General features: G+C 61.5%; 26 protein-coding genes. 18 read left to right on the forward strand and 8 right to left on the reverse strand.

Going from position 1 to position 25,832, the window contains the following annotated elements; translation table 11 throughout:
- Positions 1 to 9: 9 nt before the first annotated feature.
- Complete coding sequence (ilvD, locus tag EEB12_RS20190; RefSeq protein ID WP_141488385.1) at positions 10 to 1,704, reverse strand: dihydroxy-acid dehydratase; 1,695 nt, start codon at positions 1,702 to 1,704, stop codon at positions 10 to 12.
- Positions 1,705 to 1,846: 142 nt separating this feature from the next.
- Between ilvD and EEB12_RS20195 the strand changes: the two genes are divergently transcribed.
- The 3 genes from EEB12_RS20195 to EEB12_RS20205 all read left to right on the forward strand — a co-directional run bounded on the left by EEB12_RS20195 (position 1,847) and on the right by EEB12_RS20205 (position 5,251).
- Positions 1,847 to 2,188, forward strand: coding sequence for a hypothetical protein (locus tag EEB12_RS20195; RefSeq protein WP_019745280.1), 342 nt, complete (start codon positions 1,847 to 1,849; stop codon positions 2,186 to 2,188).
- Positions 2,189 to 2,291: 103 nt separating this feature from the next.
- On the forward strand, positions 2,292 to 3,980 hold the full coding sequence (locus EEB12_RS20200) for an alkaline phosphatase D family protein (RefSeq protein WP_020970775.1): 1,689 nt from the start codon (positions 2,292 to 2,294) through the stop codon (positions 3,978 to 3,980).
- Positions 3,977 to 5,251, forward strand: a complete 1,275-nt coding sequence (locus EEB12_RS20205; protein WP_141488386.1) for an alkaline phosphatase family protein — start codon at positions 3,977 to 3,979, stop codon at positions 5,249 to 5,251. The genes EEB12_RS20200 and EEB12_RS20205 overlap by 4 nt, the downstream gene beginning before the upstream one ends.
- Here the strand turns inward: EEB12_RS20205 and EEB12_RS20210 are convergent.
- Positions 5,248 to 5,805 carry a TIGR03086 family metal-binding protein gene (locus EEB12_RS20210; RefSeq protein WP_020970773.1) on the reverse strand — a complete coding sequence of 186 codons (558 nt, stop codon included), beginning with the start codon at positions 5,803 to 5,805 and terminating at the stop codon, positions 5,248 to 5,250. The two genes, EEB12_RS20205 and EEB12_RS20210, sit on opposite strands and share 4 nt — an antisense overlap.
- 101 nt (positions 5,806 to 5,906) lie before the next feature.
- Between EEB12_RS20210 and EEB12_RS20215 the strand changes: the two genes are divergently transcribed.
- The 6 genes from EEB12_RS20215 (at position 5,907) to EEB12_RS20240 (ending at position 12,392) form a co-directional block, all read left to right on the forward strand.
- On the forward strand, positions 5,907 to 6,902 hold the full coding sequence (locus tag EEB12_RS20215; protein WP_020909117.1) for an aldo/keto reductase: 996 nt from the start codon (positions 5,907 to 5,909) through the stop codon (positions 6,900 to 6,902).
- 45 nt (positions 6,903 to 6,947) lie between these two features.
- Positions 6,948 to 8,219 carry an MFS transporter gene (locus EEB12_RS20220; protein ID WP_007732605.1) on the forward strand — a complete coding sequence of 424 codons (1,272 nt, stop codon included), beginning with the start codon at positions 6,948 to 6,950 and terminating at the stop codon, positions 8,217 to 8,219.
- Between the two features lie 70 nt (positions 8,220 to 8,289).
- On the forward strand, positions 8,290 to 8,718 hold the full coding sequence (locus EEB12_RS20225; protein WP_019745274.1) for a DUF6325 family protein: 429 nt from the start codon (positions 8,290 to 8,292) through the stop codon (positions 8,716 to 8,718).
- Positions 8,719 to 8,742: 24 nt separating this feature from the next.
- Positions 8,743 to 9,063: an SHOCT domain-containing protein gene (locus EEB12_RS20230; protein ID WP_019745273.1), complete on the forward strand. Its 321-nt coding sequence runs from the start codon at positions 8,743 to 8,745 to the stop codon at positions 9,061 to 9,063.
- A 68-nt stretch (positions 9,064 to 9,131) separates the two neighbouring features.
- Entirely contained in the window at positions 9,132 to 11,039 is a 1,908-nt protein-coding gene (locus EEB12_RS20235) for an alkyl/aryl-sulfatase (protein WP_141488387.1), read from the forward strand.
- A gap of 114 nt (positions 11,040 to 11,153) precedes the next feature.
- Complete coding sequence (locus EEB12_RS20240; protein ID WP_141488388.1) at positions 11,154 to 12,392, forward strand: HNH endonuclease signature motif containing protein; 1,239 nt, start codon at positions 11,154 to 11,156, stop codon at positions 12,390 to 12,392.
- Positions 12,393 to 12,462: 70 nt separating this feature from the next.
- On the opposite strand, the gene EEB12_RS20245 is transcribed toward EEB12_RS20240, so the two are convergent.
- Positions 12,463 to 13,458, reverse strand: coding sequence for an endonuclease/exonuclease/phosphatase family protein (locus EEB12_RS20245; RefSeq protein WP_141488389.1), 996 nt, complete (start codon positions 13,456 to 13,458; stop codon positions 12,463 to 12,465).
- 67 nt (positions 13,459 to 13,525) lie between these two features.
- On the reverse strand, positions 13,526 to 14,947 hold the full coding sequence (locus EEB12_RS20250; RefSeq protein ID WP_046379278.1) for a short-chain fatty acyl-CoA regulator family protein: 1,422 nt from the start codon (positions 14,945 to 14,947) through the stop codon (positions 13,526 to 13,528).
- A 167-nt stretch (positions 14,948 to 15,114) separates the two neighbouring features.
- Between EEB12_RS20250 and prpD the strand changes: the two genes are divergently transcribed.
- The 6 genes from prpD (at position 15,115) to EEB12_RS20280 (ending at position 21,029) form a co-directional block, all read left to right on the forward strand.
- Complete coding sequence (prpD, locus tag EEB12_RS20255) at positions 15,115 to 16,617, forward strand: 2-methylcitrate dehydratase PrpD (protein ID WP_046379277.1); 1,503 nt, start codon at positions 15,115 to 15,117, stop codon at positions 16,615 to 16,617.
- Entirely contained in the window at positions 16,617 to 17,534 is a 918-nt protein-coding gene (gene prpB, locus EEB12_RS20260; protein WP_020909099.1) for a methylisocitrate lyase, read from the forward strand. The genes prpD and prpB overlap by 1 nt, the downstream gene beginning before the upstream one ends.
- Complete coding sequence (locus EEB12_RS20265) at positions 17,531 to 18,652, forward strand: bifunctional 2-methylcitrate synthase/citrate synthase (protein ID WP_141488390.1); 1,122 nt, start codon at positions 17,531 to 17,533, stop codon at positions 18,650 to 18,652. Before prpB ends, EEB12_RS20265 begins: the two co-directional genes overlap by 4 nt.
- Positions 18,653 to 18,841: 189 nt before the next feature.
- Positions 18,842 to 19,624, forward strand: a complete 783-nt coding sequence (locus tag EEB12_RS20270; protein ID WP_141488391.1) for an enoyl-CoA hydratase — start codon at positions 18,842 to 18,844, stop codon at positions 19,622 to 19,624.
- Between the two features lie 60 nt (positions 19,625 to 19,684).
- Positions 19,685 to 20,545 carry an SDR family NAD(P)-dependent oxidoreductase gene (locus EEB12_RS20275; protein WP_134999036.1) on the forward strand — a complete coding sequence of 287 codons (861 nt, stop codon included), beginning with the start codon at positions 19,685 to 19,687 and terminating at the stop codon, positions 20,543 to 20,545.
- 10 nt (positions 20,546 to 20,555) lie between these two features.
- Positions 20,556 to 21,029 (forward strand): MerR family transcriptional regulator, encoded by a 474-nt coding sequence (locus tag EEB12_RS20280; RefSeq protein WP_134999037.1) that lies wholly within the window; start codon positions 20,556 to 20,558, stop codon positions 21,027 to 21,029.
- A 6-nt stretch (positions 21,030 to 21,035) separates the two neighbouring features.
- Here the strand turns inward: EEB12_RS20280 and EEB12_RS20285 are convergent, their stop codons facing one another.
- Positions 21,036 to 21,545, reverse strand: coding sequence for a MarR family winged helix-turn-helix transcriptional regulator (locus tag EEB12_RS20285; RefSeq protein ID WP_060937999.1), 510 nt, complete (start codon positions 21,543 to 21,545; stop codon positions 21,036 to 21,038).
- A 95-nt stretch (positions 21,546 to 21,640) separates the two neighbouring features.
- Between EEB12_RS20285 and EEB12_RS20290 the strand changes: the two genes are divergently transcribed.
- Positions 21,641 to 22,609, forward strand: a complete 969-nt coding sequence (locus EEB12_RS20290) for an NAD(P)/FAD-dependent oxidoreductase (RefSeq protein ID WP_060938000.1) — start codon at positions 21,641 to 21,643, stop codon at positions 22,607 to 22,609.
- On the opposite strand, the gene EEB12_RS20295 is transcribed toward EEB12_RS20290, so the two are convergent.
- Together EEB12_RS20295 and EEB12_RS20300 are read right to left on the reverse strand one after the other, a co-directional pair.
- Positions 22,567 to 23,487 (reverse strand): TIGR01777 family oxidoreductase, encoded by a 921-nt coding sequence (locus EEB12_RS20295; protein ID WP_134999038.1) that lies wholly within the window; start codon positions 23,485 to 23,487, stop codon positions 22,567 to 22,569. The genes EEB12_RS20290 and EEB12_RS20295 overlap by 43 nt on opposite strands.
- Positions 23,484 to 24,161 (reverse strand): TetR/AcrR family transcriptional regulator, encoded by a 678-nt coding sequence (locus EEB12_RS20300; RefSeq protein WP_095968852.1) that lies wholly within the window; start codon positions 24,159 to 24,161, stop codon positions 23,484 to 23,486. Before EEB12_RS20300 ends, EEB12_RS20295 begins: the two co-directional genes overlap by 4 nt.
- 145 nt (positions 24,162 to 24,306) lie before the next feature.
- Between EEB12_RS20300 and EEB12_RS20305 the strand changes: the two genes are divergently transcribed.
- Positions 24,307 to 24,711 (forward strand): EVE domain-containing protein, encoded by a 405-nt coding sequence (locus tag EEB12_RS20305; protein ID WP_134999039.1) that lies wholly within the window; start codon positions 24,307 to 24,309, stop codon positions 24,709 to 24,711.
- 12 nt (positions 24,712 to 24,723) lie between these two features.
- Complete coding sequence (locus tag EEB12_RS20310) at positions 24,724 to 25,170, forward strand: MarR family winged helix-turn-helix transcriptional regulator (protein ID WP_042952904.1); 447 nt, start codon at positions 24,724 to 24,726, stop codon at positions 25,168 to 25,170.
- A gap of 21 nt (positions 25,171 to 25,191) precedes the next feature.
- On the opposite strand, the gene EEB12_RS20315 is transcribed toward EEB12_RS20310, so the two are convergent.
- On the reverse strand, positions 25,192 to 25,830 hold the full coding sequence (locus tag EEB12_RS20315) for a TetR/AcrR family transcriptional regulator (RefSeq protein WP_141488392.1): 639 nt from the start codon (positions 25,828 to 25,830) through the stop codon (positions 25,192 to 25,194).
- Positions 25,831 to 25,832 lie beyond the last annotated feature (2 nt).

Raw genomic sequence — 25,832 nt, forward strand, 5'->3', positions numbered from 1 at the left:
GAGCTGGGATCAGCCGCACACTGCTCCACCCGAGGCTGATCCCACGAGCTTGGAGTACTTGGCCAACACACCACGTGTGTAGCGAGGCGGCAACGGCTCCCAGTCCTTCTTGCGGACTTCCAATTCGGAGTCGTCGACCAACAATTCGAGTTGTCCGGTACCCACGTCGAGCCGGATCTGGTCGCCGTCGCGAACGAACGCGATGGGACCGCCGTCGACGGCCTCGGGCGCAACGTGTCCGACACACAGGCCGGTGGTGCCGCCCGAGAATCGTCCGTCCGTCAGCAGCAGGACGTCCTTGCCGAGACCCGCACCCTTGATCGCGCCCGTGATGGCCAGCATCTCACGCATTCCGGGACCACCCTTCGGGCCCTCGTAGCGGATGACGACGACGTCGCCACCAGTGATGGTCCCGTCTTCTAGCGCGTCCATTGCGGCGCGTTCACGTTCGAAAACCCGTGCAGTGCCGACGAATACATCAGACTCGAATCCTGCCGACTTGACCACCGCGCCGCCGGGCGCAAGTGACCCCTTCAGGATCGTGATGCCTCCGGTCGGGTGAATGGGCTTGTTCATCGCCCGCAGGACCTTGCCGTCCGGATCGGGCGGGGTGATGTGCGCCAGATTCTCCGCCACGGTCTTGCCGGTGACGGTCAGACAATCTCCGTGCATGAGTCCCGCGTCGAGCAATGCCTTCATGATGACGGGGACGCCGCCGATACGGTCGACGTCCGTCATGACGTGCTTTCCGAAGGGCTTGACGTCGGCGAGGTGCGGGACCTTCGCGCCGACGCGAGCGAAATCGTCGAGCGTCAGCGGAACGTACGCTTCGTGCGCGATCGCGAGGAGATGGAGCACCGCATTGGTGGATCCGCCGAACGCCATGACCACCGCGATGGCGTTCTCGAACGCTTCCTTGGTGAGGATGTCCCTGGCGGTGATGCCCCGACGAAGGAGTTCGACAACGGCTTTGCCGCTCTCGCGGGCGAATCCGTCGCGGCGACGGTCCGGCGCGGGCGGTGAAGCGCTGCCGGGCAGCGACATTCCCATGGCCTCGGCGGCGCTGGCCATCGTGTTTGCGGTGTACATGCCGCCGCACGCGCCTTCGCCCGGGCAGATCGCCCGTTCGATGGTGTCGACGTCGGCGCGGCTCATCAGTCCGCGCGAGCAGGCGCCCACAGCCTCGAACGCGTCGATGACGGTGACTTCCCGCTCGCTGCCGTCGGAAAGTTTGGCGACGCCGGGGAGGGTGGAACCGGCGTAGAGGAACACGCTGGCGAGGTCGAGGCGGGCCGCCGCCATCATCATGCCGGGCAACGACTTGTCGCAGCCGGCGAGAAGAACCGATCCGTCGAGGCGCTCGGCCTGCATGACGGTCTCGACGCTGTCCGCGATCACTTCACGGGAGACGAGGGAGAAGTGCATGCCCTCGTGACCCATCGAAATGCCGTCGGAAACGGAGATGGTGCCGAATTCGAGGGGGAATCCACCGGCCTCCCGGACACCTTCCTTGACGGCCTTGGCCAGGCGATCGAGGGACAGGTTGCACGGTGTGATCTCGTTCCAGGACGAGGCGACGCCGATCTGCGACTTGACCCAGTCGTCGTCACCCATTCCTACTGCACGCAACATGCCGCGCGCTGCGGTCTTTTCGAGTCCGTCGGTGACGTCACGACTTCTGGGCTTGATGTCGGGTTCGGTCATTTTCCAAGCATAGGCGTCAGCAGGATGTCTTTCCGGCAGACGAGCGACTCGAGTTGCCAACAGACGTCGTCCGTCGTGAATAGACTCGTCGCATCGCAGTCGGGGCTGAGTGTGCAGGTGATTGACGTACAGGGGGATTCAGGTGGAGTCGGAACTGATTTCAGCTTTCGGGTTTGCAGTTCTGGCGGCCGTCTTGACCGGTAGTGGTGTCTTCCTGGTTGTTCTGACGGTTCTGCACGAGATTGCCCGGTGGAAGGGTCGCTTCGTATCGGTGTGGGTGACTTTCTTTGCCGCACTGCTGATACTGCCTGTGCTGTTCGGTGCGTTGATCGCCGGCTATTCCGCGTTCTCCGAGATCGACGGGTCCGAGGCTCTGATTCCGCCGGCGTTCTGGATCCTGATCGCGGCCGGGGGTGCACTCGGCGGTTACATCGGAGTCAAGGTCGGTGTGGTTCGAGGCTCGGCCCTCGACTACCGGTTGTGATCGGGATCGACTCGGTCAAACTTTCAGAGAATCGCAGGCGAAGCCTGGGTGAACATCCCGAAGCTCTCTTGAACGGCCGTTCAGGTGCGGGTTCACTCCTAGCGTGCACACGAATGCCTTCGATCGAATATCCAGACGTGGCCTACTGCAGGGATCGGCGGCTCTCGCCGGCGCAGTAGGTCTCGGTGTCGCTTCGGCGAGCCACGCCGGTGCCGAGGTTCCGGGTGGCAGCCCGGGATTCGCGCACGGCGTGGCATCCGGTGACCCGTTGCCGGATGCCGTGATCATCTGGACCCGCATCACCCCAACGGCAGACGCAACGCCAGGTTCGGGCGTCGGGGCGGCGGTGACGCTCAACTGGCAGGTCGCGACCGATGAGGGGTTCGCGAGCGTTGTGGCGTCGGGAAGTGTTGCTGCTTCGGCAGAATCCGATCACACCGCGAAGGTCGACGTCACCGGACTCGATTCGTCGACGACGTACTGGTACCGATTCACTGCGGGTTCGGCTGTTTCTCCGGTGGGACGCACCCGCACGGCTCCGTCGAACTCGGCAGATCTCGATCGTCTCCGCTTCGGCGTCGTGTCCTGCTCCAACTGGGAAGCAGGATATTTCGGTGCTTATCGCCACCTCGCATTCCGCGAAGACCTCGACGCGATCATTCATCTCGGTGACTACATCTACGAGTACGGGCAGGGGGAGTACGGCGCGCGGAACGGATCCGTTCGCCTTCACGAGCCGGCCCACGAGATCATTTCGCTGGCCGACTACCGAATTCGGCACGCGCAGTACAAGACCGACCCGGATCTGGCTGCTCTTCACCTGAAACTCCCGTTCATCACTACGTGGGACGATCACGAATCGGCCGACAACGCGTACCGGGACGGCGCCGAAAATCACACTCCCGGTATCGAAGGCGATTGGGCAGATCGAAAGGCGAACTCGGCCAAGGCATATTTCGAGTGGATGCCTGTCCGCCCGTCGGGTAGTGGTTCGAGCGTTCAGCTGTATCGACGGTTCCGCTTCGGGAATCTGGCCGAGATCTCGATGCTCGACCTGCGTACCTACCGCGACGAGCAGCCGACGATGAAGCAGGTCGACGATCCGTCACGCACCATTACCGGACGCGCACAGATGGATTGGTTGACCAGCGGAATCGTCACCTCCCCGACGCAGTGGAAGATCGTCGGCAATCCGGTCATGATCACGCCCTGCGTGTTCCCGCCGCTGGAACCGGCGACCACCGCGGCGTTGACCGAACTGGTGGGAGTGCCGCAGGCCGGTGTCCCGTACAACACGGATCAGTGGGACGGGTACACCGCCGACCGCACCAGGCTTTTCGATGCGATCACCTCGAACGGTGTGGACAACACCGTCTTCATCACCGGTGACATCCACACGTCGTGGGCTTGCGACCTACCGACCAATGCCGCGAATTACCCAGGCGGGCCGACTGTCGGCGCTGAGTTCGTCGTCCCGTCGGTGACGTCGCCCAACATCGACGACATGCTGAAAGTGCCGCCGCGAACGGTAACCGTTGCGGCAGAAGAAGCATTCAAGGCAGTGAACCGACATGTGCGGTACGTCGAACTGGATTCGCACGGCTTCGGCGTATTCGAAATCGCCCGCGAAGGTACTCAGATGGATTGGTACTACGTCGACGATCTCACCAATCCACAGAGCAATGCGCACTACGCCGTGAGCTACCGTCTACCGGCAGGCGCGGGCAGTAGAGTCTCGCCCACTTCGGCCGCCCTCGATCAGGCCTCGTACCGACCAGGAGTCGACCAGTGAGTATCGAAGTTTCGCGTCGTAGCGTTCTGATCGGTGGAAGTGTTGTCGCCGGAACGGCATTGCTCGGAACGCCCGCTCGCGCGAGCGTTCCCACCAGCGCAGGCATCCCAGACCTGGACGTGCATGTCATCGTCGTCGACGGCATGCGTCCGGACGAGCTGCGATCGGAGCTCACCCCGACGCTGACCGGGCTTGCGGCCGGCGGTATTCACTACCCGGACGCCAGCGCCATCACGATCGCGGAGACGCTGCCGAATCACACGGCGATGATGACGGGAGTGCTGCCGGCGCGTTCGGGAGTGCCTGCAAACTCCGTCTACGATCCGTCCATCGACAAGAAGCGTGACCTCGATCGGCCTTCCGACCTGCAGGCATCGACGGTTCTTGATCGGGTGCGCACCGAACTCGGATTGACCACTGCGAGTGTGCTGTCGAAGCACTACCTCCACGGGCTGTTCGGTGACCGCGCCTCACTGGTGTGGGATCCCCAGCCGCTCGTTCCCGGCACGGAGCACGCGCCGGACAACTTCACGATCGACGCCTTGATCCGTATCGTCGGCGGGAACTCGCCGCGGCTCTCGTTCACCAACCTCGGTGACGTCGATCGGGTTGGGCACCTGGATCTGTCCGGTCCGTCCATCCGGATCGCTCGCACGGCCGCACTTCAGAACACCGACAACCAGGTTCGCCGCTTCGTCGACTTCCTTCATGACACGGGTCGCTGGAATCGGAGCATTCTGATCGTGTTGGCCGACCACTCCATGGACTGGTCGGAGCCCGCGCGGCTCATCGGACTCGATCGACCGCTGAACGCGGACCCGTTGCTGGCAGGCAAGATTCGAATCGCCCAGAACGGTGGCGCAGACCTGATCTACTTCGTCGGACCCGATGGCGAACGGGCGGAAGCCGTCAGCCGGATTCAGCAGATCGTGGATGGTGTGGACGGCGTCGAATCCAGCCACCTCCCCGCCGAATTCGATCTCGGCACCAATGTCGGTGACGTCGTTGCGTTTTGCGCTCAGGGCTGGCGGTTCAGTGATCCGACTCCACTGTCCAACCCGATTCCCGGCAACCACGGCCATTTCGTGACACTGCCCATCCCGTTCTTCCTCAGCGGCGGGCATCCCGCTCTCGACGGTGGACGGAAGATCGACACGCAGGCTCGCACGATCGACGTCGCGCCGACGGTTGCGGCTCTGCTCGGCCTCGGTGCACCTGCCGGCGGCTGGGACGGCGTCGCCCGCACGACGGGCGTGACGCTGAACGTCTAACGAGGATCGCGGCCGGTCAGGGCAATCAGCTTGTCCTGCAACGACGCATCGTCAGGAAGATCGACGGGAGCGGAGAACAGGCCGCTCTCGGCGAGCATGTCGCGCTGCCCGTCGAGGTCGGACCAGACGGCCTCGACGAGGTCTGGATCGAGTCGCTCGTCTGCTCCGACCGCTCGCGCGAGATCCCAGGTGTGGATCGTGACGTCCGAGGTCTGCTGGCGCAGATAGGGTTCCACCTTCACCGTGCCGTACGAGAGGTGAACGTGGGCACTGAGGTCCGTCGATTTCCACGCTTTGATGGCGGCATCGGAGTACTTCTGCCATTCGGTCCACAGGTCGTCCCCGACGGGAACGATGTCCGGTGTCGCCTCGCCGACCGTCAGTCCGGCCAGGAGCGGCGGTACCCACTGCTGCTCCTCGATGACGTGGCGGACGAGGTGTTCGACGTGCCAGTCGGAGTCGGGCGTGGGTGCGTTCCAGTCCTCGACTGCGGCGAGTCGTGAACCGAATTCGCGGTGGGCGGTGAGCACGAGTTCGAGCCAATCGAATGCCATCACTCGAGGGTAACCCGATCAGCGTGACGTTAATCGGTGCGTGAGGCTTCGATTCGGTGAAGACTGTCGAGGTTGTCGCTTAGTCGAATCGAGGAGTTTTCATGACCGTCCCCACCGTCACTCTGGCCGAAGGTCTCACTGTCAGCGCCCAGGGATACGGCGCGATGTCCGTCGCCCCTGTCTACGGCCCGGTGGATCCGGCCGAGGCGCTTGCCACATTGCACCATGCGGTGGACATCGGGATCACGTTCATCGACACCGCCAACGTGTACGGCGAGGGCTCGAGCGAGCGTGCGGTGGGAGAGCTTCTCAAAGACCGCCGGGACGAAGTGCAGTTGGCGACGAAGTTCGGTCTGGTCGGCAACATCGCCAACGGTCAGCGCGGGATCAACGGAGACCCGGCCTACGTACCGCAGGCACTCGACGAGTCTCTGGGACGACTCGGCGTCGATCATGTCGACCTCTACTACTTGCACCGGGTCGACCCGAACGTTCCGATCGAAGACACCGTCGGCGCGATCGCAGAGCAGGTGAAGGCGGGCAAGGTCCGCAACATCGGCCTGTCCGAGGCGACCGGCGATGAACTGCGTCGTGCGTACGGGGTGCATCCGATCGCGGCGATCCAGTCGGAATGGAGCATCTGGAGTCGGGACGTCGAGAACAAGGTAGTACCCACCGCCGCGGAACTCGGAGTCGGATTCGTGCCCTTCTCACCTGTGGGCCGAGGCTTCCTGGCGGGATCGTTCGATGCGGAGACGCTCGGTGACAACGACCTGCGCCGACGCTTCCCACGCTTCTCGGACTCCGCGCTCCCTGCTAATCAGAAGGTTCTCGACGTGGTCCGCGCCGTCGGTGAGGAGCTCGGCGCGACGCCTGCACAGGTTTCCCTGGCATGGCTCGATGCCAAGGGCCGTCAGTACGGGTTGCCTTCCGTTTCGATTCCCGGCACGCGGTTCGCTGCACGAGTCACGGAAAACGCCGGAGCGTTGGACATCGTTCTGAGCGAAGACCAGGTCGCTCGCCTCGACTCCCTCGCCGCGATTACCGAAGGCTTCCGTTCGGCTGATTTGAATTGGGTCTCTCAGGGCCGCGAATAATCATGTCCTGAGCCTTGCGAAAGACAGGAGTAACATACAGACCCGATGAAAAAAGTGTGGTTGGTCTGGGGTGTCGGTGTTTTTGCCTACGTGATCGCCGTGCTTCACCGCACTTCGTTCGGTGTCTCGGGTCTGTCTGCTGCTGATCGGTTCTCGATCTCGCCCAGCGTTCTGTCGAGCTTCGTCGTGCTGCAGATCGTTGTGTACGCCGGTATGCAGATTCCGGCGGGAGTTCTCCTCGACCGCTACGGTTCGCGGATCATGATCGCAGTCGGTGCGTTCATCATGATGTCCGCGCAGTTGGCTCTCGCCTTCACCGAATCGCTGCCCGTCGCGATCGGTGCACGTATTGCCGTCGGTGCCGGGGATGCACTCACCTTCATCTCGGTGTTGCGGTTGGTACCGCAGTGGTTCCCGCCCCGGCAGGTGCCGTTGGTCTCGCAGTTCACGGGCATCCTCGGTCAGCTGGGCCAGGTGATGTCTGCGCTTCCGTTCATGTTGCTGTTGTCCGGACCGGGCTGGACTTTTGCCTACGGCAGCGCTGCCGCTGTCGGACTGTTGGCGTTTGCACTGGCGTTGAGTGTCATCCGCGACGCGCCGCCCGGTGCCGACGTGGTCGCCGTGCCGGCCGGCGCCAAGGAGATCGGGCGACAGATCAAGACGGTGTGGATGCGGCCCGGCACCCGCCTCGGGTTCTTCAGCCACATGGGGACTCAGTTCTCGATCACGACGTTCGCGCTGCTGTGGGGTGTGCCGTACCTGAAATCGGCTCAAGGCCTCGACTCCACGACGGTCGGCTCGCTGCTGACGCTGTCGGTCATCTCGGCAATCGTGGCCGGTCCGATACTCGGCATTCTCACCGGTCGCTATCCCATGCGTCGATCGTGGTTGGTTCTCACCATCATGGTCGCCAGCGCGCTCATGTGGACGATCGTGCTTTCACGAAGCGAACCGTCTCCGCTCTGGTTGTTGACGATCCTGGTGGTCGTCATCTCGGTGGGTGGGCCGGGTTCGGTGATCGGCTTCGACTACGCGCGTACGTCCAACCCGAGTTCGGCGATGGGCACCGCACAGGGCATGGTCAACATCGGTGGATTCCTCGCTTCCCTCATCGTGATTCAAGTGATGGGCGTGATCCTCGGACACATGGGTGGGTACACGTTCGACGGATTCCGTGTCGCCTGGATGGTGCAGTATCCGGTCTGGATTCTCGGCATCGTCGGCGTGCTCGTGACCCGAGGCAAAGCCCGGCGAGCCCTCGCGGCAGAAGGCGTACACGTACGGCCGATTCGCGAAGTCATTCGTCGCAACAAATAACTCGATCGCATCGGGTAATTCATCCCCTGCGGGTGAGGTCCCCAAGCGTCCGAGCCACCAGGCTTGATGGATGAACGACGCAATGAACATCGGACCGGTCGAGCTCGTGGTGCTGGCATTCCCAGGTTCCACTGTGGATCCTGAAGCCGTCGCCGCGCTGCAAAACGTGGTGGAACGAGGTTTTGTCACCCTGCTCGACCTCGTGTACATCGCCAAGGACGCCGACGGACAGGTGTCACAGATCGACGTCGACGAAGATCTCACAGAGATCGGACTGGCGATTCTGTCCATCGAAGCCAAGGCATTGATCAGTGACGAGGATCTGGACGTGGTCCGTGAGTCACTCGAACCAGGAACGTCCGCCGCAGTCATCGTCTACGAGCAGACGTGGGCGCGTGAGCTCGCGTCGACGGTTCGCGGCGGTGGCGGCGATGTAGTCCTTCACGTTCAGGTACCGCGCGAGGTAGTCGTCGCAGCGGTCGAAGCAGCATTTCAGTAGCGACAATTACCCAAGGAGTTCGGCATGGTTTTTCGAGGTGGACGCAGAGGGCGGCCGGGGTTGCTCGGCACGGTGGCGCGCACTGCGGTAGTGGCTGGAACCGCAAAAGCGACGTCGAACGCCATGGATAGACGGAGTCAACGGAAGGCCAGCGAGCAGCAGCAGGAATACCAGCAGGAGTACCAGCAGCAACAGCCGCCGCCGCAGGTCGCACCCGTGCAGTCCGTTCCCCCTTCTGGCGCGGACGATCTGGTCTCCAAGCTGCAGGAGCTGGGTCAGCTTCATCAGTCCGGCGTGTTGACCGACGCGGAGTTCGCTGCGGCAAAGTCGCAGTTGCTGAGCTAGTGCCTGCTGGTTCTTGAAGCCTTGAACGGGTTTACCACACTGGACAATTGAGCATGAGAGGCTGATCTATGATCGACCCACGCGCAGCATCGGCCGCAATCGAAGCGGCGAACTCCCGAGTCACCGAGACCCTGCCGTTCTCCGACAAGACCGATTTCACCGATGCCGAGCGCGGGTTCATCGGCGCGCTCGATCCCGGCGTGGTAACCGGACCCGACGGAAAAGTGCTGTGGGACAACGACTCGTACTCATTCCTGGATGAGGAGTGCCCGCCGACCGTCAATCCGAGCTTGTGGCGTCAATCGAGGTTGGTGGCCAAGCAAGGACTATTTGCGGTGACGGATTCGATCTATCAGATACGCGGCCTCGATCTGTCGAATATGACCCTGATCGAGGGGGAGAGTGGGATCATCGTCATCGATCCACTGATTTCTCGGGAAACCGCGGCCGCCGGTCTCGCGTTGTATCGGGAGCATCGTGGTGATCGACCGGTTGTCGCGGTGATCTACACGCATTCGCATATCGACCATTTCGGTGGGGTCAAAGGGGTGACCACCGAAGACGACGTCGCTGCCGGGCGATGCGTGATCTTTGCGCCAACCGGATTCGTGGAGCATGCCGTCGAGGAAAACGTCTATGCGGGAACGGCAATGGCTCGACGCGCGGCATACATGTACGGGGCGGCATTGCCTCGAGGCCCTCGAGGTGGTGTCGGTGCAGGACTGGGCCAGACCACCTCCACCGGTACACCGACGCTGATTTCACCGACGGTGTCGATCTCGAAGACTGGTCATACAGAGACGATCGACGGCGTTCGGATCGAGTTCCAGATGACCCCAGGCACCGAGGCGCCTTCCGAGATGAACTTCTACTTCCCGGACTTTCGCGCACTGTGCATGGCGGAGAACGCAACTCATAATCTGCACAACCTGCTCACACTTCGTGGAGCGTTGGTGCGAGATCCGCATGTGTGGTCGGCGTACCTGACCGAATCGATCAATCGCTACGCCTCACGATCCGATGTCGTGTTTGCATCCCACCATTGGCCGACGTGGGGGACCGAACGGCTCACCGAGTTCCTGTCATTGCAGCGCGATCTCTACGGGTACCTTCACGATCAGACACTTCGTCGAATCAATCAGGGGTGGACCGGTCTAGAGATCGCCGAATCCATCGAACTGCCAGCCGCCTTGGCGCAGGCGTGGCACACACACGGGTACTACGGTTCCGTCAGTCACAACGTCAAAGCCATCTACCAGCGCTACATGGGATGGTTCGACGGCAACCCAGCGCACCTGTGGGAGCATCCACCCGTCGAATCGGCCAAGCGTCACGTGGAGTTCATGGGCGGATCGGCAGAGGTGCTCCGAAAAGCTCGGGAATCGTACGAGGGCGGAGACTTTCGGTGGGTCGCGCATGTGGTGAACTACGTCATCTTTGCTGAACCGGACAACGCGGAGGCCAAGACCCTGCAGGCCGATACCTTCGAGCAACTCGGGTACGGCGCAGAGAACGGCACCTGGCGAAACTTCTACCTCACCGGTGCATACGAACTGCGCAACGGTTCGGTGGGTACGCCCACAGTTGCTGCAGCTCCTGATATCACCGCAGCGTTGTCGGTGAAGCAGGTGTTCGACGCCGTGTCGCTCCGTGTCGACGGAGTGAGTGCAGCGAATTCCCACATCGTCATCGATTGGAACATCACCGACGAAAACATCGTGCACCGAACGGAACTGAGCAACGGAGTGCTGATCCACTTCGACGTGGAAGGTGGGTCTGCAGATGCCGGGTCTGTGGATGCGACGTTCAGTTTGAGTCGTCTCGACCTGCTCGGTGTCCTGCTCGGTGGTGCGGACCTGGGCGCCGAGATTGCGAATGGCAGTATCACGGTGGCCGGCGACCCGGCGAAGCTTGCAGAACTTGCGGGGCACCTTGACGAGCCTGACCCGAACTTTGCGATAGTCACGCCGACGTAGCAGTTTGTGGCAGTCGAATAAGGCTGTATTTCAACGAGTCTCGACTTCTGGGCGCTCCTGAAGTTGTCCGTTTTGTCTCTGGCTATCGAAAGTATGTTCGATTAAGCTTTCGGTATGGATAGTCGGGATGCGTGGCAGCTGGATGGTGAGGACCTCAAGGGTGAGGTTCTTGATCTGGTGCGTGTCCGGCACGAGTTGCAGTCGCGGATGGTGTTGCTGATCGTGGAGATGTTTGGCCGTGAGGTTCTCGGGGGGAAGGGTTTTCGGTCGATCGCGCAGTGGTTGCATGGTTCGACGAATCTGGAGATCGGTGAGTGCAGTCTGCTGGTCGGGTTGGCGCGGTTGTTGATGCTCGAACCTGTTGTGGGCGATGCGTTTCACCGGGGTGATGTGGATGCGTTGAAAGCCCGTCAGGTGGCGTCGTTTTGTCAGCATCCACCGAAGAACATGACCCTGGCGGATGTGGACAAGGCCCGCGGGATTCTGTTGGGGTTGGCGTCGAAGAATATTGCGGATTGTGATGCGGTGCGGGCGGCGATTCGGCGGATCGAGAAGCAGTACGGCAAGCGTGGGGACGGTGTTCCGGTCGGGGAGGATTCGGAGCGTAACGAGTTCTACGCCTCGAAAGGCTTGTACGGGCGTGTGTCTGTGAAGGGTGATCTGGATGCTGTGAACGGGGCGCGTCTGATCACGCTGTTGTCGAGCCTGTCTGCTCCGACGCCGGAGAAGGACGGTGTCAAGGACACCCGCACGCCTGCTTTACGGCGTGCGGACGGGTTTTGCGAGTTGTTTCGCCGGTATGAGCGGGCGGGGTTGGGTCCGATCGAGGGCGGAGTGAAACCGCACATCACGGTCACCGCGTCCGCGAAAGACATGACGGACCTTAAAGTTCTGAAAGACCTGTTGCCGTCCACTGAGGAGTTGGGGTTTGCGTGGACGGATTGGGTGGGTCCGATCAGTATCGATACTGCCCGGATGCTGGCGTGCGACTGCACCGTGGCGCGGATTTTGTTGGATGAGAATGGTGTTCCGCTCGAGTGCGGTAAGGAAGCGAGAACGGCGACGGTTCCGCAGCGGCGGGCGTTGGCGGTTCGGGATGGTGGGTGTGCGTTTCCGGGGTGTGGGACTCCGTCGGGGTGGTGCGATGCTCATCATATTGTTCACTGGAATGATGGTGGCCCAACGGATCTCGACAATCTGATCTTGTTGTGCGGTCATCACCATCGGACACTGCACCACACGGAGTGGCGGGTGGAGATCGGCCCGGATCGGAAGTCGATCTTCTATCCACCGATGTCGATCGATCCGTATCAGCAGCCGATCGGCGGGAACAGTCCGCCCACAGCGGCGTGAACCGCGACAAATGAAGACGAGAGCACCGGGGCACAACAATGCCCCGGTGCTTGCTCAATCCAGTATTTAGTCAAGACAACGTGATGTCGGCAATCAGGCCGTGGTGATCGGATCCCTTGATCTCGATCCGTTCCAAGGATGTCGCCGCGGCGCCTTTGGTGATGATGTGGTCGATACCGACCACCGCCGGATACCACTTGTCGGTCGGGTACGTCGGGATCAGGCCGGAATCCAATTGATCGGCGGCGCTGGTGTATCCGTTTCTGAGGAGATTCCGGAACTGTTTGTTCGAGTACGACGCATTGAAATCGCCGCTGACTATCACATTGTCCATCCCGGCGGCTTCGTCCATGTAAGACCCAAGCCTTTGCTGCTCGGCCGCCCACACCGAAGCCGGCGAGATGTACGCCGGTGCCGGATGCACGGCGAACAATGTGACTGGCTGCGCCAAGCCGACATTCAGCTCTGCGGACAGCGTTTCGGGTGAGAACCCGTCGAGGCTACGTGGATTGGAGAGAGGAAAGCGACTGTAGATTCCGGCCCCGCCACCGCCGTCGGCGTAGGGGATCAGGAACTGGTGGCTCAGAACCTCTTCAAGCCCGGCGGCTTCGAGCGCTTCGGCTTCCTGGTACGTCAACTCCTGGACCGTCACCACGTCGACGTTGCGTTCGCGGACCATCGCCACAAGCGACTCCGGATCCGCTGCACCGACCATCAAGTTGGCCTGCATCAACCGAATCGATGGACCGTTCGCAGACGTCGACTCCCCAGTTCCGCCGATGTACAGCGGGCTCACAGACCATCCGAACAGTGCAAGGACGACAAGGGATGCGGCACAAACGATCCACTGACGCCCGATACCCGAGACGACGGCACCGATCAGCGGAGCAATCATCAACAAGGGTGCCACTGACGCCAGAACGATCACGATGTTGTGATCGACGTCCAGCTGAGTTGCGATCAAGGCAACCAAACCCGTCACGATTCCGGCCACACCAACCACGGCCGAAAGGCGGCGAAGAACCAGTCGACGAGGGGTCACGGTATCGGGTTGCATGACATCCATCGAAGCAGAAAGGCGCCGTAGCTCCGGGGAAGCGCAGGTGGAGTCGGTGCGCCCTATTGTTTGCGCCCTACTGTTGCGGATACGGCAGATGGCTGCTGCTGTTCTGACTGACGGAGATCGAGCGGCCGAGTTGGGGGAAGGCGCGTTGAGAGCACGCCGGTCTGTCACAGACTTTGCACCCCGCGCCGATCGGCACGATGGTCGCGGGGTCGTCCGTCTGGATTCCGTGGGAGTAGACCATGCGATCGGCGTAGCCGATGTCGCAACCGAGTCCGACGGCGAAGTTCCGCTCGGGGGCGAGGTACCCGAGCCCGCCGCTGTGGGTAGTGCGCGCCACCCAGAGGTATGTCCGGCCGTCGGGCATCTTCGCGACCTGGGTGAGGATGCGCCCTGGGCTCGCGAATGCCTCGTGGATGACCCACAGCGGGCAACTGCCGCCGACTCTGGAGAAGTGAAAAGCGGTAGCAGACTGACGCTTCGAGATGTTTCCGGCGCGATCGGTTCGGACGAAGAAGAAGGGGATGCCGCGTTGGCCATGACGCTGGAGAGTGGACAGCCGGTGACAAACTGTTTCGAAGCCGACCTCGAATTTGAGACTGAGCAGATCGATGTCGTACCGCAGCGCCTCGGCCGATTCCAGGAATTGGGTGTACGGGAGTAGCAGTGCGCCGGCGAAGTAGTGCGCGAGTCCGATTCGAGCCAGTGCCGCGGACTCGGCACTCAACGATTCGTCCTCGGCGACAAGGGAATCGATCACGTCGGCCTGCGTGAAGAAGGCCAACTGCATCGCGATCTGGAATGCGCGTTGGCCTGCCGACAGACGCCGCGCCAGGGTCAGGATCGACTTCTCCGGATCGTAGAAGCGCTTGGGGCCGAGCTTGTCTGGTTCGTCCGTGCGGATCGTCACGGTGACGCCGTGCTGATCGCGAAGCAGTCGTGCCAGCTGCAGATCCACTGCTCCCACGGACAACCCGTTGTCCACGAACATCCGCTCGGCAGCGTCGTCGAGAACGGCGATGTGGTTCTTTCGGTCGTAGAAGAAGTCCCGAACTTCTTCGTAAGGCATGGGCACCAGCGACACGTCAGAAGCTGCCTCGCCGGACAATTGCGTCGAGAACTGGTCCAATTGCTCTGTTGCGGCGTGAAGGCGGCGGTGCAACATCACGAGGGTGCGTCCGACCGCCGGCATTCGGGCCACCAATTCGTCCACCTCTGCCAGCGATACGTCCCCGGATTCCGAGGTTTCGGCCAAGGCGTGATGAACGTCCGCAACGAGTCGTGCGTCGGAATCGGAAGCGAAGAATTGCACGTCGAGATCGAACTCGGCGTTGAGCTTGAGAAGGACGGGGACCGTCAGCGGTCGTTGATCGTTCTCTAGTTGATTGACATAACTGGGGGAGAGTTCGAGCGCCTTCGCCAGTGCGGACTGTGACAGGTTTCGTTCTTCCCGCAGCCGTCGCAGCCGCGCTCCCGCGTACATCTTCTTCATCGAATCTCCTCGGTGCCGATCGCGTTCACCCTACCGAGAAGCCATTCGCAACATTCGCAACATTGCAGGATCGTTATTGCACAAATAGGCAATTGCGAGGGCCTATCCCGAGGTGAACGAGCTGCGTAGCGTGCAAATAGATACCGAAGCACGTGAGAAGAGGATCGATGAAGACGCATCTCGTACGCACCCACCGCTCTGCCGAAGAGTTCCCCAAGGAAGACCACCTCGCGTGGAAGATCGCGGAAGTTGCGACGGATTCCGTCGAGGTCACCGACGCCACGTCCGACATGATCGTCAACCGGATCATCGACAACGCGGCAGTTGCCGCAGCTTCCCTGGTGCGCCGCCCCGTAGTGAATGCGCGTGCACAGGCGCAGTCTCATCCGTACACACCCGGTTCCACCGTGTTCGGTATCTCGGGTACCTTCTCGCCTGAATGGGCCGCATGGGCAAACGGCGTAGCGGTTCGTGAACTCGATTTCCACGACACGTTCCTGGCCGCCGAGTACTCGCACCCCGGTGACAACATCCCGCCGATCCTTGCCGTCGCTCAGCACGCCGGGCGTGACGGCAAAGACCTGATTCGTGGTCTGGCGACTGGCTACGAGATCCAGATCGACCTGGTTCGGGCTATCTGCCTGCACGAGCACAAGATCGATCACGTCGCACACCTCGGCCCTTCGGTCGCGGCAGGTATCGGAACCTTGCTCGGCCTGGGCACCGAGACGGTCTACCAGGCAATCGGTCAGGCGCTGCACCTCACGACGGCTACACGGCAGTCCCGCAAGGGCGAGATCTCCAGCTGGAAGGCCTACGCGCCGGCGCTGGCCGGCAAGGTTGCCGTCGAGGCAGTCGACCGTGCGATGCGCGGTGAAGGTGCGCCGTCACCGATCTGGGAAGGCGAAGACGGCGTGATCGCCTGGCTGCTCGGTGGCCCGGACAAGGAGTACCACGTTCCGCTTCCGGGTTCGGGTGAGGCGAAGCGCGCCATCCTCGACTCGTACACGAAGGAACACTCCGCGGAGTACCAGAGCCAGGCACCGATCGACCTCGCTCGCCGGATGCGTTCTCGCGTCGGTGATCTCGACCAGATCGCCTCGATCGTCTTGCATACCAGTCACCACACCCACGTCGTCATCGGCACCGGTTCCGGCGATCCGCAGAAGTTCGACCCCACCGCATCGCGTGAAACTCTCGACCACTCGGTGATGTACATCTTTGCCGTTGCGCTGCAGGACGGTACGTGGCACCACGAGCATTCCTACGCGCCCGAGCGTGCACAGCGCCCCGACACGATCGAGCTGTGGAACAAGATCTCCACGCGCGAAGATCCCGAATGGACACGCCGTTACCACTCGACGGATCCGGACGAGAAGGCTTTCGGTGCTCGCGCCGAGATCACCTTGAAGAGCGGCGAGGTCATCGTCGACGAGCTTGCGGTGGCCGATGCGCACCCGCTCGGCGCACGTCCGTTCGCTCGTGATCAGTACGTCGCGAAGTTCCGCACCCTCGCCGAGGGCGTCATCGAGCCGAGCGAACAGGACCGCTTCCTCGACGCGGCACAGCGCACCGCCGAATTGAAGGCAGGCGAACTCGATCAGCTGACCTTCACCGTTTCCGAAGACGTTCTCGCTCGGGCCCCCAAGGTCGCCAAGGGACTCTTCTGATGACGGGCCTCATTGCCGCATCGACGTCTGCAGCCGACAAGCGGATTGCCTTCCGGGCCGGGCTGACGTCCGGAAAGATTCAACGACTCCCCGGTGCGATCAATCCGTTGACAGCCAAGCTCATTCAGGAAATCGGGTTCGAAGGTGTCTACGTTTCGGGTGGTGCGTATTCCGCCGGATTGGCGCTTCCCGACATCGGGCTGACCACGTTGACCGAGGTCGCCGCCCACAGCAAGCAGATCGCGCGGGTCACCGACCTCCCGACGCTGATCGATGCCGACACCGGTTTCGGTGAACCCATGAGTGCTGCCCGCACGGTCACGGTCTTCGAGGACGACGGTATAGCCGGTCTGCACCTGGAGGATCAGATCAACCCCAAGCGCTGTGGGCACCTCGACGGCAAAGCGATCGTGCCTACCGAAGACATGGTTCGCCGAGTTCGTGCTGCAGTCTCGGCACGTCGTGACCCGAACTTCGTCATCTGCGCGCGCACCGATGCTGCCGGAATCGACGGTATCGACGCAGCGATCGAGCGAGCAAAGGCCTACGCGGATGCCGGTGCCGATCTGATCTTCACCGAAGCTCTTGCCACCGAAGCAGACTTCGAGAAGTTCCGCGCAGCAGTCGACACTCCGTTGCTCGCCAACATGACCGAGTTCGGAAAGTCGAACCTCATTTCGGCGAAGACATTGGAAGAGATCGGTTTCAACGCCGTCATCTACCCCGTGACCACCCTTCGTCTGGCGATGTTCGCTATCGAAAAGGGTCTGCGCGAGATTTTTGCGGAGGGCACGCAAGAAGGACTGCTCGGCGAGATGCAGCAGCGCAGCAGGTTGTACGAGATTCTCGAGTACGAGCGTTACAACGAATTCGACAGTGGCATTTTCAATTTCAGCGTGGAGGGGAGTAGGACATGACCGAACAGATTCCGACGATCTACAAGGGCTTGGCCGGGGTTGTCGTCGACACGACGGCTATCTCCAAGGTAGTGCCCGAGACGAATTCGTTGACGTATCGCGGTTACGCAGTGCAGGACCTCGCCGCGAATTGTAGCTTCGAAGAAGTTGCGCACCTGCTGTGGTACGGCGAACTGCCGACACCCGAGCAGCTCGAATTGCTCTGTCTGCGTGAGCGTGCGGCTCGCCGTGCCGATCGATCACTGCTCTCGCTCCTGACCAAGATGCCGGACAACTGCCACCCCATGGATGTGGTCCGTACGGCGATCAGCTACCTCGGCGCCGAGGATCCGGCGGAGGACGACAACTCTGAGAAGGCCAATCTGGCCAAGGCACTGCGGATGACGGCTGTGCTTCCGACCATCGTCGCAGCCGATTTCCGCCGCCGGCGCGGCCAGGATCCCATCGCGCCGCAGTCGGACCTGGGTTTCGCCGAAAACTTCTTGAACATGTGCTTCGGTGCTGTTCCGGAGCCGGCGATCGTAAAGGCCTTCGAGGTCTCGCTGATCCTGTATGCGGAGCACTCCTTCAACGCCTCGACGTTTGCCGCTCGTGTTGTGACGTCCACACTTTCGGACATCTACAGCGCAGTGACGGCTGCGATCGGCACGCTCAAGGGCCCGTTGCACGGCGGTGCAAACGAAGCTGTCATGCACGACATGCTCGAGATCGACGACCCCGACCGCGCAGAAGCCTGGATGTCGGAGAAATTGGCTGCCAAGGAGAAGGTCATGGGCTTCGGACACCGTGTCTACAAGAACGGTGATTCGCGTGTTCCGACCATGAAGCAGGCGCTAGTCGACGTCGCTGCTTGCACTGACGGCGAAAAGTGGGTGCAGATGTACGAGATCCTCGAGAAGACGATGGTCAGTGCCACCGGAATCAAGCCGAATCTCGATTTCCCCACGGGCCCTGCGTATTACCTCGTGGGCTTCGACGTCGAGATGTTCACGCCGATCTTCGTGATGAGCCGCATCACCGGATGGACGGCGCACATCATCGAGCAGGGGCAGTCGAATGCACTGATCAGGCCGCTGAGCCAGTACTCCGGTGTGCCGCAGCGGACCGTTGTGGCATAACAGTTTTGGTAGTCGTGGCATGACACCCCACTAATGCTGCGTCGGCGAGGTTCGGTTCTGGCATCACCGTCTCCTGGCCTCGTCGACGCTTCTCCGTTCGCACTATCTGCAACTTCGCACCGAATATTCGCAAAGATACTCGAGTGCAATGTGTTTCGTTTGTTCCTGATCGGTAATAGCGTCAGTGTCATGACTGAAACGCACGAAGACATCTCGATTATCCGTCGTGGCGAGACGCTTGACGTCGTGTTCAACCGGCCGGAAAAACACAACGCACTGACTCCTCAGATGTACGACGCCATTGCCGGAGCCTGCCGGAGCGCCGACTCCGACCGCGAGATCCGGTTACTCACTCTCCGAGGTGCTGGGGGAGAGGCGTTCTCGGCGGGTTCCGACATAGGCCATTTTCAGACCTTCTCGAGTTTTCACGACGGGCTCGACTACGAAAGTCGGTTCGTCGGCGTGCTGACCGAACTCGAGAAAGTGCGGGTTCCCACGCTGGCGGTCATCGACGGTGTGTGCGCGGGAGCCGGGCTGTTGTTAGCGGCAGCGTGCGATGTGCGGATCGCGACGCACGGGTCCCGCTTCTGCCTCCCGATCGCGCGCACACTCGGAAACTCGTTGTCGGTCCATTCCGTGGCGTTGCTGGCGGACAGGATCGGCAGTTCGCGTCTGATGTCGTTGGTCGCTCGGGCGGGGGTCATGTCGAGCGACGAGGCTCTGCGGAACGGCTTCCTCAGCGACTGTGCAACAGAGACCGAGTTCGCGAGCCTGACTGCCCAGGTATCGCGGGAACTCCTTGCGGCTGCCCCGATGACCGTGTGGACGATTCGAGAATCCCTGCGCCGCATCAGGACCCGATCGATCACCGACAACGATGATCTGATGCGCATGATCTACAGCAGTGACGACTTCAAAGCCGGTGTCGACGGTTTCCTTCGCGGCGAGCGACCGGTTTGGGCCGGCGTGTAGCTCGGCTGTAGAACCAAAGGCTTGCGTTGGAGCGCGCTCTAACCCCTAGCGTTGCCGACCATGACAACAAAAACCTGGATCATCACTGGAGTTTCTCAGGGTTTCGGCCGCGAGCTTGCAGTGTCCGCACTTCGAACCGGGGACGCGGTAGTCGCGGCAGTTCGTAGGCCCGAGTCCGTTGCAGATATCGCGTCGGAGCATCCGGATCGGTTCTCGGCGGTGACGTTCGACGTCCGCGACACCGCGGCGGCACCCAGCGTCGTCGAACATGCGCTCGAGCATTTCGGTCGCGTCGACGTGCTGGTCAACAATGCCGGTCGTGGGATGGTCGGCGCGGCGGAGTTGGTCGACGATTCGACCTTGCGGGATCTCATGGAACTGCACCTGATCGGACCCGCCGCGTTGGTTCGCGCCGCCCTCCCTTCGATGCGAGTGCAGGGAAGTGGGACGATCGTGCAGATGAGCAGCCAAGGCGGCCGGATGTCGTTTCCCGGTGTCGGGGCGTATTCGGCGTCGAAGTTCGCGCTCGAGGGTTGGTCGGAGGCTCTCGCCGGTGAGGTCGGGCAGTTCGGCATCCGAGTGATGATCGTCGAGCCCAGCAGATTCCGCACGGCATTCAACACCCCCGGCGTTCTGAGTTTCGCCGAATCTTCATCGGACTACCGTGAAGTGCTCGATCCGGTTCTGCGTGACATGGCGGCGGCAGACGGTGTTCAGGAGGGCGATCCGGAGAAAGCAGCGGTAATCATCAATGCGCTGGTACACAGTGAGAACGTGCCACTGCGTCTGCCGCTGGGAAAGGAAGCCGTGGAGCGGATATCCGCGTCGTATCGGAAGAATCTGGCCGAGGTATCCGTCTGGGCCGACCTGGCTCGCAGCGCCGACTTCGCGGATGCTGCCGGACCTGTCCGCCCGTTCTAGGCTGGGAGTCATGGCTACCGAAGACTTGATGCGTAAGGCGCTCGAGGCACTTGGGGAAGTGGACGGGCCCATGTCGATCGAGGTCATTCACCGGCTCGTCGATGCAGGGGACGTCGAAGATCCGATGTCGATCGCCGAAGTGTCAGACCTGCTGGATGTTTCGGCACATACCCTGCGCTACTACGAGAAGATCGGCTTGGTTGCGGTGGATCGTGATTCGAGCGGGCATCGTGTGTACGGGCCGGAATCTATTCGCAGGCTGGTGTTTCTGACCCGCATGCGTATCTCAGGCATGGCGATTCGCGACCTGCAGCACTACGTTGAACTGGTCGACGCCGGTGAAGGGACAGTTCCGGAGAGGCTCGACATGCTGCTCGAGCACCGGGACACCGTTCGTCGGCAGATCAAGGAGCTCACGTTGTCTTTGGCTGCGACGGAGTACAAGATTGCGACGTACGGCGGGCGGACCGGAGAGCAGAAGTAGCGCGAGCTACTTGTCCTGCGTTCGATCCAGCCCGCCTTCCATGGATAGCGCCAACTGCTCGAGTGCCGCGAGAATTTTTCCGCGGCCCCGTCCGAGTTCGGTGAACAATTCACCGTGAGCGGCGAGTTCGCGAGGAAAGACATCATCGACGACAGCGTTTCCCTGGATCGTCATCGTGATCAGTGCAGATCGCCTGTCTTCGGGATTTCTCGTGCGGGAGACAAGGCCTCGCTTCTCCAATCGTGCGAGTGCCTTGCTGACTCCGGCCCGAGACATACCGAGGCGTTCGGCGAGACGAATCGCGGTGACCGGTTCCTCGGCGTATCGAAGCGGCACAAGCAGTTCGACTTCCGAAACGGTGAGGTCCGCGGATCGGTACACCGGTTCGACGGCGAGTTCGAGAAGCGCCGTGATCCGCTTGAGTTGCGCGACAACTTCCATGGGCGACGTGTCGAGGTCAGGATTGTTTTCGGCCCAAAGGTTGCACGTACGGGAGCGGAGTGTTGGTTCGTTCACGATTCCTCAGTTTTGTTAACTGGTAAACAAATTTGCTAGATTGCCAGAATAGCTCACCGTCTGGGGTGGGACGAACTGCGGGACTGGGGGAGTGCATGAGGTTCGATGTGGTGATTGTCGGTGGCGGTGCGGCGGGGTTGAGTGCCGCGCTTGTTCTGGCTCGGGCTCGGCGGCGAGTGATGATCGTCGATGCTGGTAACCCGCGCAATGGTGTCTCCGAGCACCTGCACGGGTACCTGACGCGGGACGGGCAGAGTCCGACGCAATTACTTGCGGCCGGACGCAAGGAGGTTCTCGAGTACGGCGGCGAAATGACGACTGGCACCGCAATCGGAATCGAGCAAACGGAGGACGGTGGATTTCTTGTGCAAACCGACGCGACTGCGTCGCTGGAGGCACGGACTGTTCTGGTGGCGACGGGGTTACGTGACGAGCTGCCGAACATCGCTGGGCTGCAGGATCGCTGGGGAGTCGACGTTTTGCATTGTCCCTACTGCCACGGGTACGAGGTTCGTGATACGCCGATCGGTGTACTCGGGGGTGACAACAGGCCGTTCACCATTCATCAGGCGTCGTTGGTGCGCCAATGGTCGGACGATGTTGTCTTCTTTCCGAATCGCATCGAGCTGACCGGCACCGAGCGGGAGCGGCTGACTGTGAGGGGGATTCGCATCGTAGAAGGCGACGTGGCCGGGGTCTCGGTGGCAGACGGTCGATTGGACGGCGTCGAGTTGGCCTCCGGTCAGGTTGTTCCGCGGAGTGTGGTGTTTGTCGGTCCACGGTTTGTTCCACGCGACGCTTTGCTGACTGACCTGGGATGTGAAGCTGACGAAAATGGTTGGGTGGTAACTGATCCTGCGGGAAGTACCAGCATGCCTGGTGTATGGGCCGCTGGGAACGTGTCGGACTCGCCTGCACAGTTGATCACCGCCGCCGCCGCTGGGTCGAAGGCTGCGATTGCCCTGAATCACTATCTGCTCGAGCAGGATATCGTGCGAGCGGTCGCGACCGCGACCGAACTTCAGCCGAGTGTGACCGGAAGCAGCCCTCGCGGGGTCTCCTGAGCGATCTGTTCCAGCGCAGACTCCAACGTCGGAAATTGATACTGGAAGCCGCTGTCCGCGAGCACCCCTGGTAAAATCCAGCGACTCTTCGTCACCAATTCAGCCTCGGTGCGGATGATTCGTGCGCCGAACTCGAGCATCCAGCCCGGCGTCGGAAACCCGTATTGTCGGCCAAGTTTCGCTCGTACCACCCGCATCATGTCGGTGTTGGTTACCGGATACGGGGATGCGATATTGACCGGGCCTGAGATCTCCGGATGCTCGTAGATGTGGATGACCGAGCGAACGACATCGGCGATATGTATCCAACTGAACATTTGTCGTCCGTCGCCCATTCTTCCGCCGAAACCCATTCGGGCCAGGTTCACGATGGGGTTGATTGCTCCGCCGCCGGCTCCGAGAACGATCGACATTCGTAGCGCTACTTTTCGAACCGGGGTTGGGGCGGAGAACAATTCGTGCTCCCACGCTCGCGCGACAGCGACGGAGAATCCCTTACCCAGTTCTCCGTTCTTCTCGTCCATCGGTCGATCCCTCGCGTCTCGGTAGATCGTGCCGGTACTGGCATTCGCCCAGAGCGAAGGTGGCTGCGGCGTACGGGCCAGTGCGCGACCCAGCAGTGCGGTCGTTTCCACGCGGGAGGAGAAGATTTCGTCGGCATTGCGCTTGTTGTATCGGCAGCTCACAGAGCGTCCGGCGAGGTTGATCAGCAGATCCGCGCCGCTGAGTACGTCGGCAACACCTTGCTCGTCGGACCAGGTGGCATCGCTCGTTCCTCCCCGGCCGATCGTTCGTACGTCCACCCCGTTGGGTTCGAGCGCTCGAACGAAAGATTGCCCTATGTAGCCCGACGCACCGGATACAACGACAGTCTTCATGATTTTGTGTTCCCCTCTGGAGAAACGACTTTGGTCATCAGGGCGGCGACGTCACCGACCAGGCCGCGGGCCACCGGTAGCCGGGCGAGGGCGAGTGTTTTCGCGATGATCGGGACCAGTCCGTCGACCAGGGAACGAGTGCGCGTTTGCCCCGGAGACGAGTCGGTGACCCAATGCAGCGTCACGCCCAGGTAGCTGAGCCACAAGAGTGTGGGGAGCTGGGTCTCCAATGACGCCGGCGTCTTCTGCTTCGACGCCGCCAGTGCTTCGCGCATCAATTCGACGGCCATCGATCTCGCATCGCTCGACTCGGCCGAGAACGGGCTGGACGGCGATGCGGTGGGTAGGGCAACGTGCAGAAACGCGCCACCGAACCCGTGATATGGCCCCATGACATCGAGTCCGGTGTGCAGAACGATCGCGAGATTTTCTGCGAGTGAGCCACCCTGCCGCAGGAGTGGAAGCGCACGCTCTCGGTGATCACGTTGGATGACGAGATACAGCTCGTGAACCAGTTCGTCCTTGCTGGCGAAGTAGTAGTAGGCATTCCCGAGGGAGACCTCCGCTTCGGTCGCGATCTTGCGCATGGTCGTCGCTGCGAAGCCTTCGTCGCGGAAGAGCCGCAAAGCTGTTGCCACCAGCTTTTCCCTGGTTTCGATCCCGCGACTGCTCATGGGCTCCCTTCCTTTGAACGTGTTCAAGTTCAGCATACGCCCAGAAGTTGAACACGTTCAAGAGACGATCTGTTGCGCGGAATATAATAAGCGCGCATACTAAATTCATGATTGAACTTGCGATCGGTTCGCCAGGTGGTCGGCGATGAACGCCTGGTTAGGGGTTGTCTCGGCCGAACATGTGTGTCGTGCAGTGGATCTTGGGATCGCGCAGATCGGGCACGGGAAGAGGTCCGGATTGGCGCGGATGAAGGCGGGCGATGTGCTTGTCTACTATTCGCCGGTCGAGTCCATTGGTGATCGAGATCCGTTGCGCGAGTTCACAGCCCTCGGCGTGATCGAAGAGGGTGAGATTTGGCAGGCGGACGAGGGGTGCTTCAAGCCGTTTCGGCGTCGAGTGCGATACGAGCCGTTCACGCCCGTTCCTCTCGGCGACGTACGGAGTCGATTGGCATTGACCTCGACACCGAACTGGGGGTATCAGCTCCGCCGAGGCTTGATTCCGTTGGATGGCAACGACGTCGAGATTCTGCGCTCGACAACGAGCTGACACACTGACGCTGTGGCGAAGAAACTGGAAACCGACTTCGAGGATGCTGGCGACAGTCCGGGGCTGATGTTGTGGCGTGTCACCAATGCTTGGCAGGCCTCGATTCGCGCGGCGCTGCGGCCTTTCGACCTGACTCACGTGCAGTTCGTTCTGCTCGCCGCACTGACGTGGCTGGACGCGGAAACACCGATAACTCAACGCGATCTTGCCGAGTACGCGCGCACCGATCCGATGATGACGTCACAGGTGATACGGACCCTCGAATCCAAGAAATTGGTCGAACGACGTCCACACCCGACCGACGCTCGGGCACGTTCAGTGGTGGTGACCCAGGCGGGTGCGGCCCTGGCAGGCAAGGCAAATCGTGCGGTCGAAGCATCGGATCGGGAATTCTTTGCCGCTCTCGGGGATCGTCAGGCGGCCTTCGTTGCGATGCTCGGCATGCTCGACCGAAAGTAGCAACCCCCAGTTTTCAGGGGATTACTCTGAAGTAATCTGCAGCAGTGCATATTTGGCTTCCAGCCCGTCCAGCAGGGATTCCAGCGCGAGTTCGAAACTGGCACCGTCGATTTCCGTTGCACGCTCACGCAACAGATGTGCTCGCGTGAGGTGCGGGTAACGCTCGGCGTAGATCGCCGGATCGTCCACGAATCCGCCGGAGAACGTCGCTGTCGCAGCACCCATGACCACGTACTTGACGGAAGCGCCGATCAGTGTTGCCGTGCGCTGCGGCCATCCGGCCCGCACCAACCCGCCATGGATGGCGTTGGCGCGGTCAAGGGCGATGGGCCTGACGCTCGGACCGTAGGCCAAGTAGGGAACGATATTGGGATGCTTGCCCAGGGCAGCGTGGTAGGACCGCGCCCACGTGCGAAGCGCACCGCGCCAATCGTCAAAGTCGAAGCCGCTCACGTCGACGGACTCCATGATGACGTTCGCGACGTCGTCGAGTAGCTCGTCCTTGTTGGCGTAATGGCTGTACAGCGATGGTGCTTGCACGCCGAGAACGGTGGCGAGTTTGCGCATCGAGAAGTCGGTCAAACCGTGCTCGTCGACCAATTTCAGGGCGGTGTCCCTGATGATCGGCTTGCTCAGTAGTGGAATCCGCGGTCGCGCCATCG

The sequence above is a fragment of the Rhodococcus sp. WS1 genome, from assembly GCF_003797745.1.
GTDB classification, from domain to species: Bacteria; Actinomycetota; Actinomycetes; order Mycobacteriales; family Mycobacteriaceae; genus Rhodococcus_F; species Rhodococcus_F erythropolis.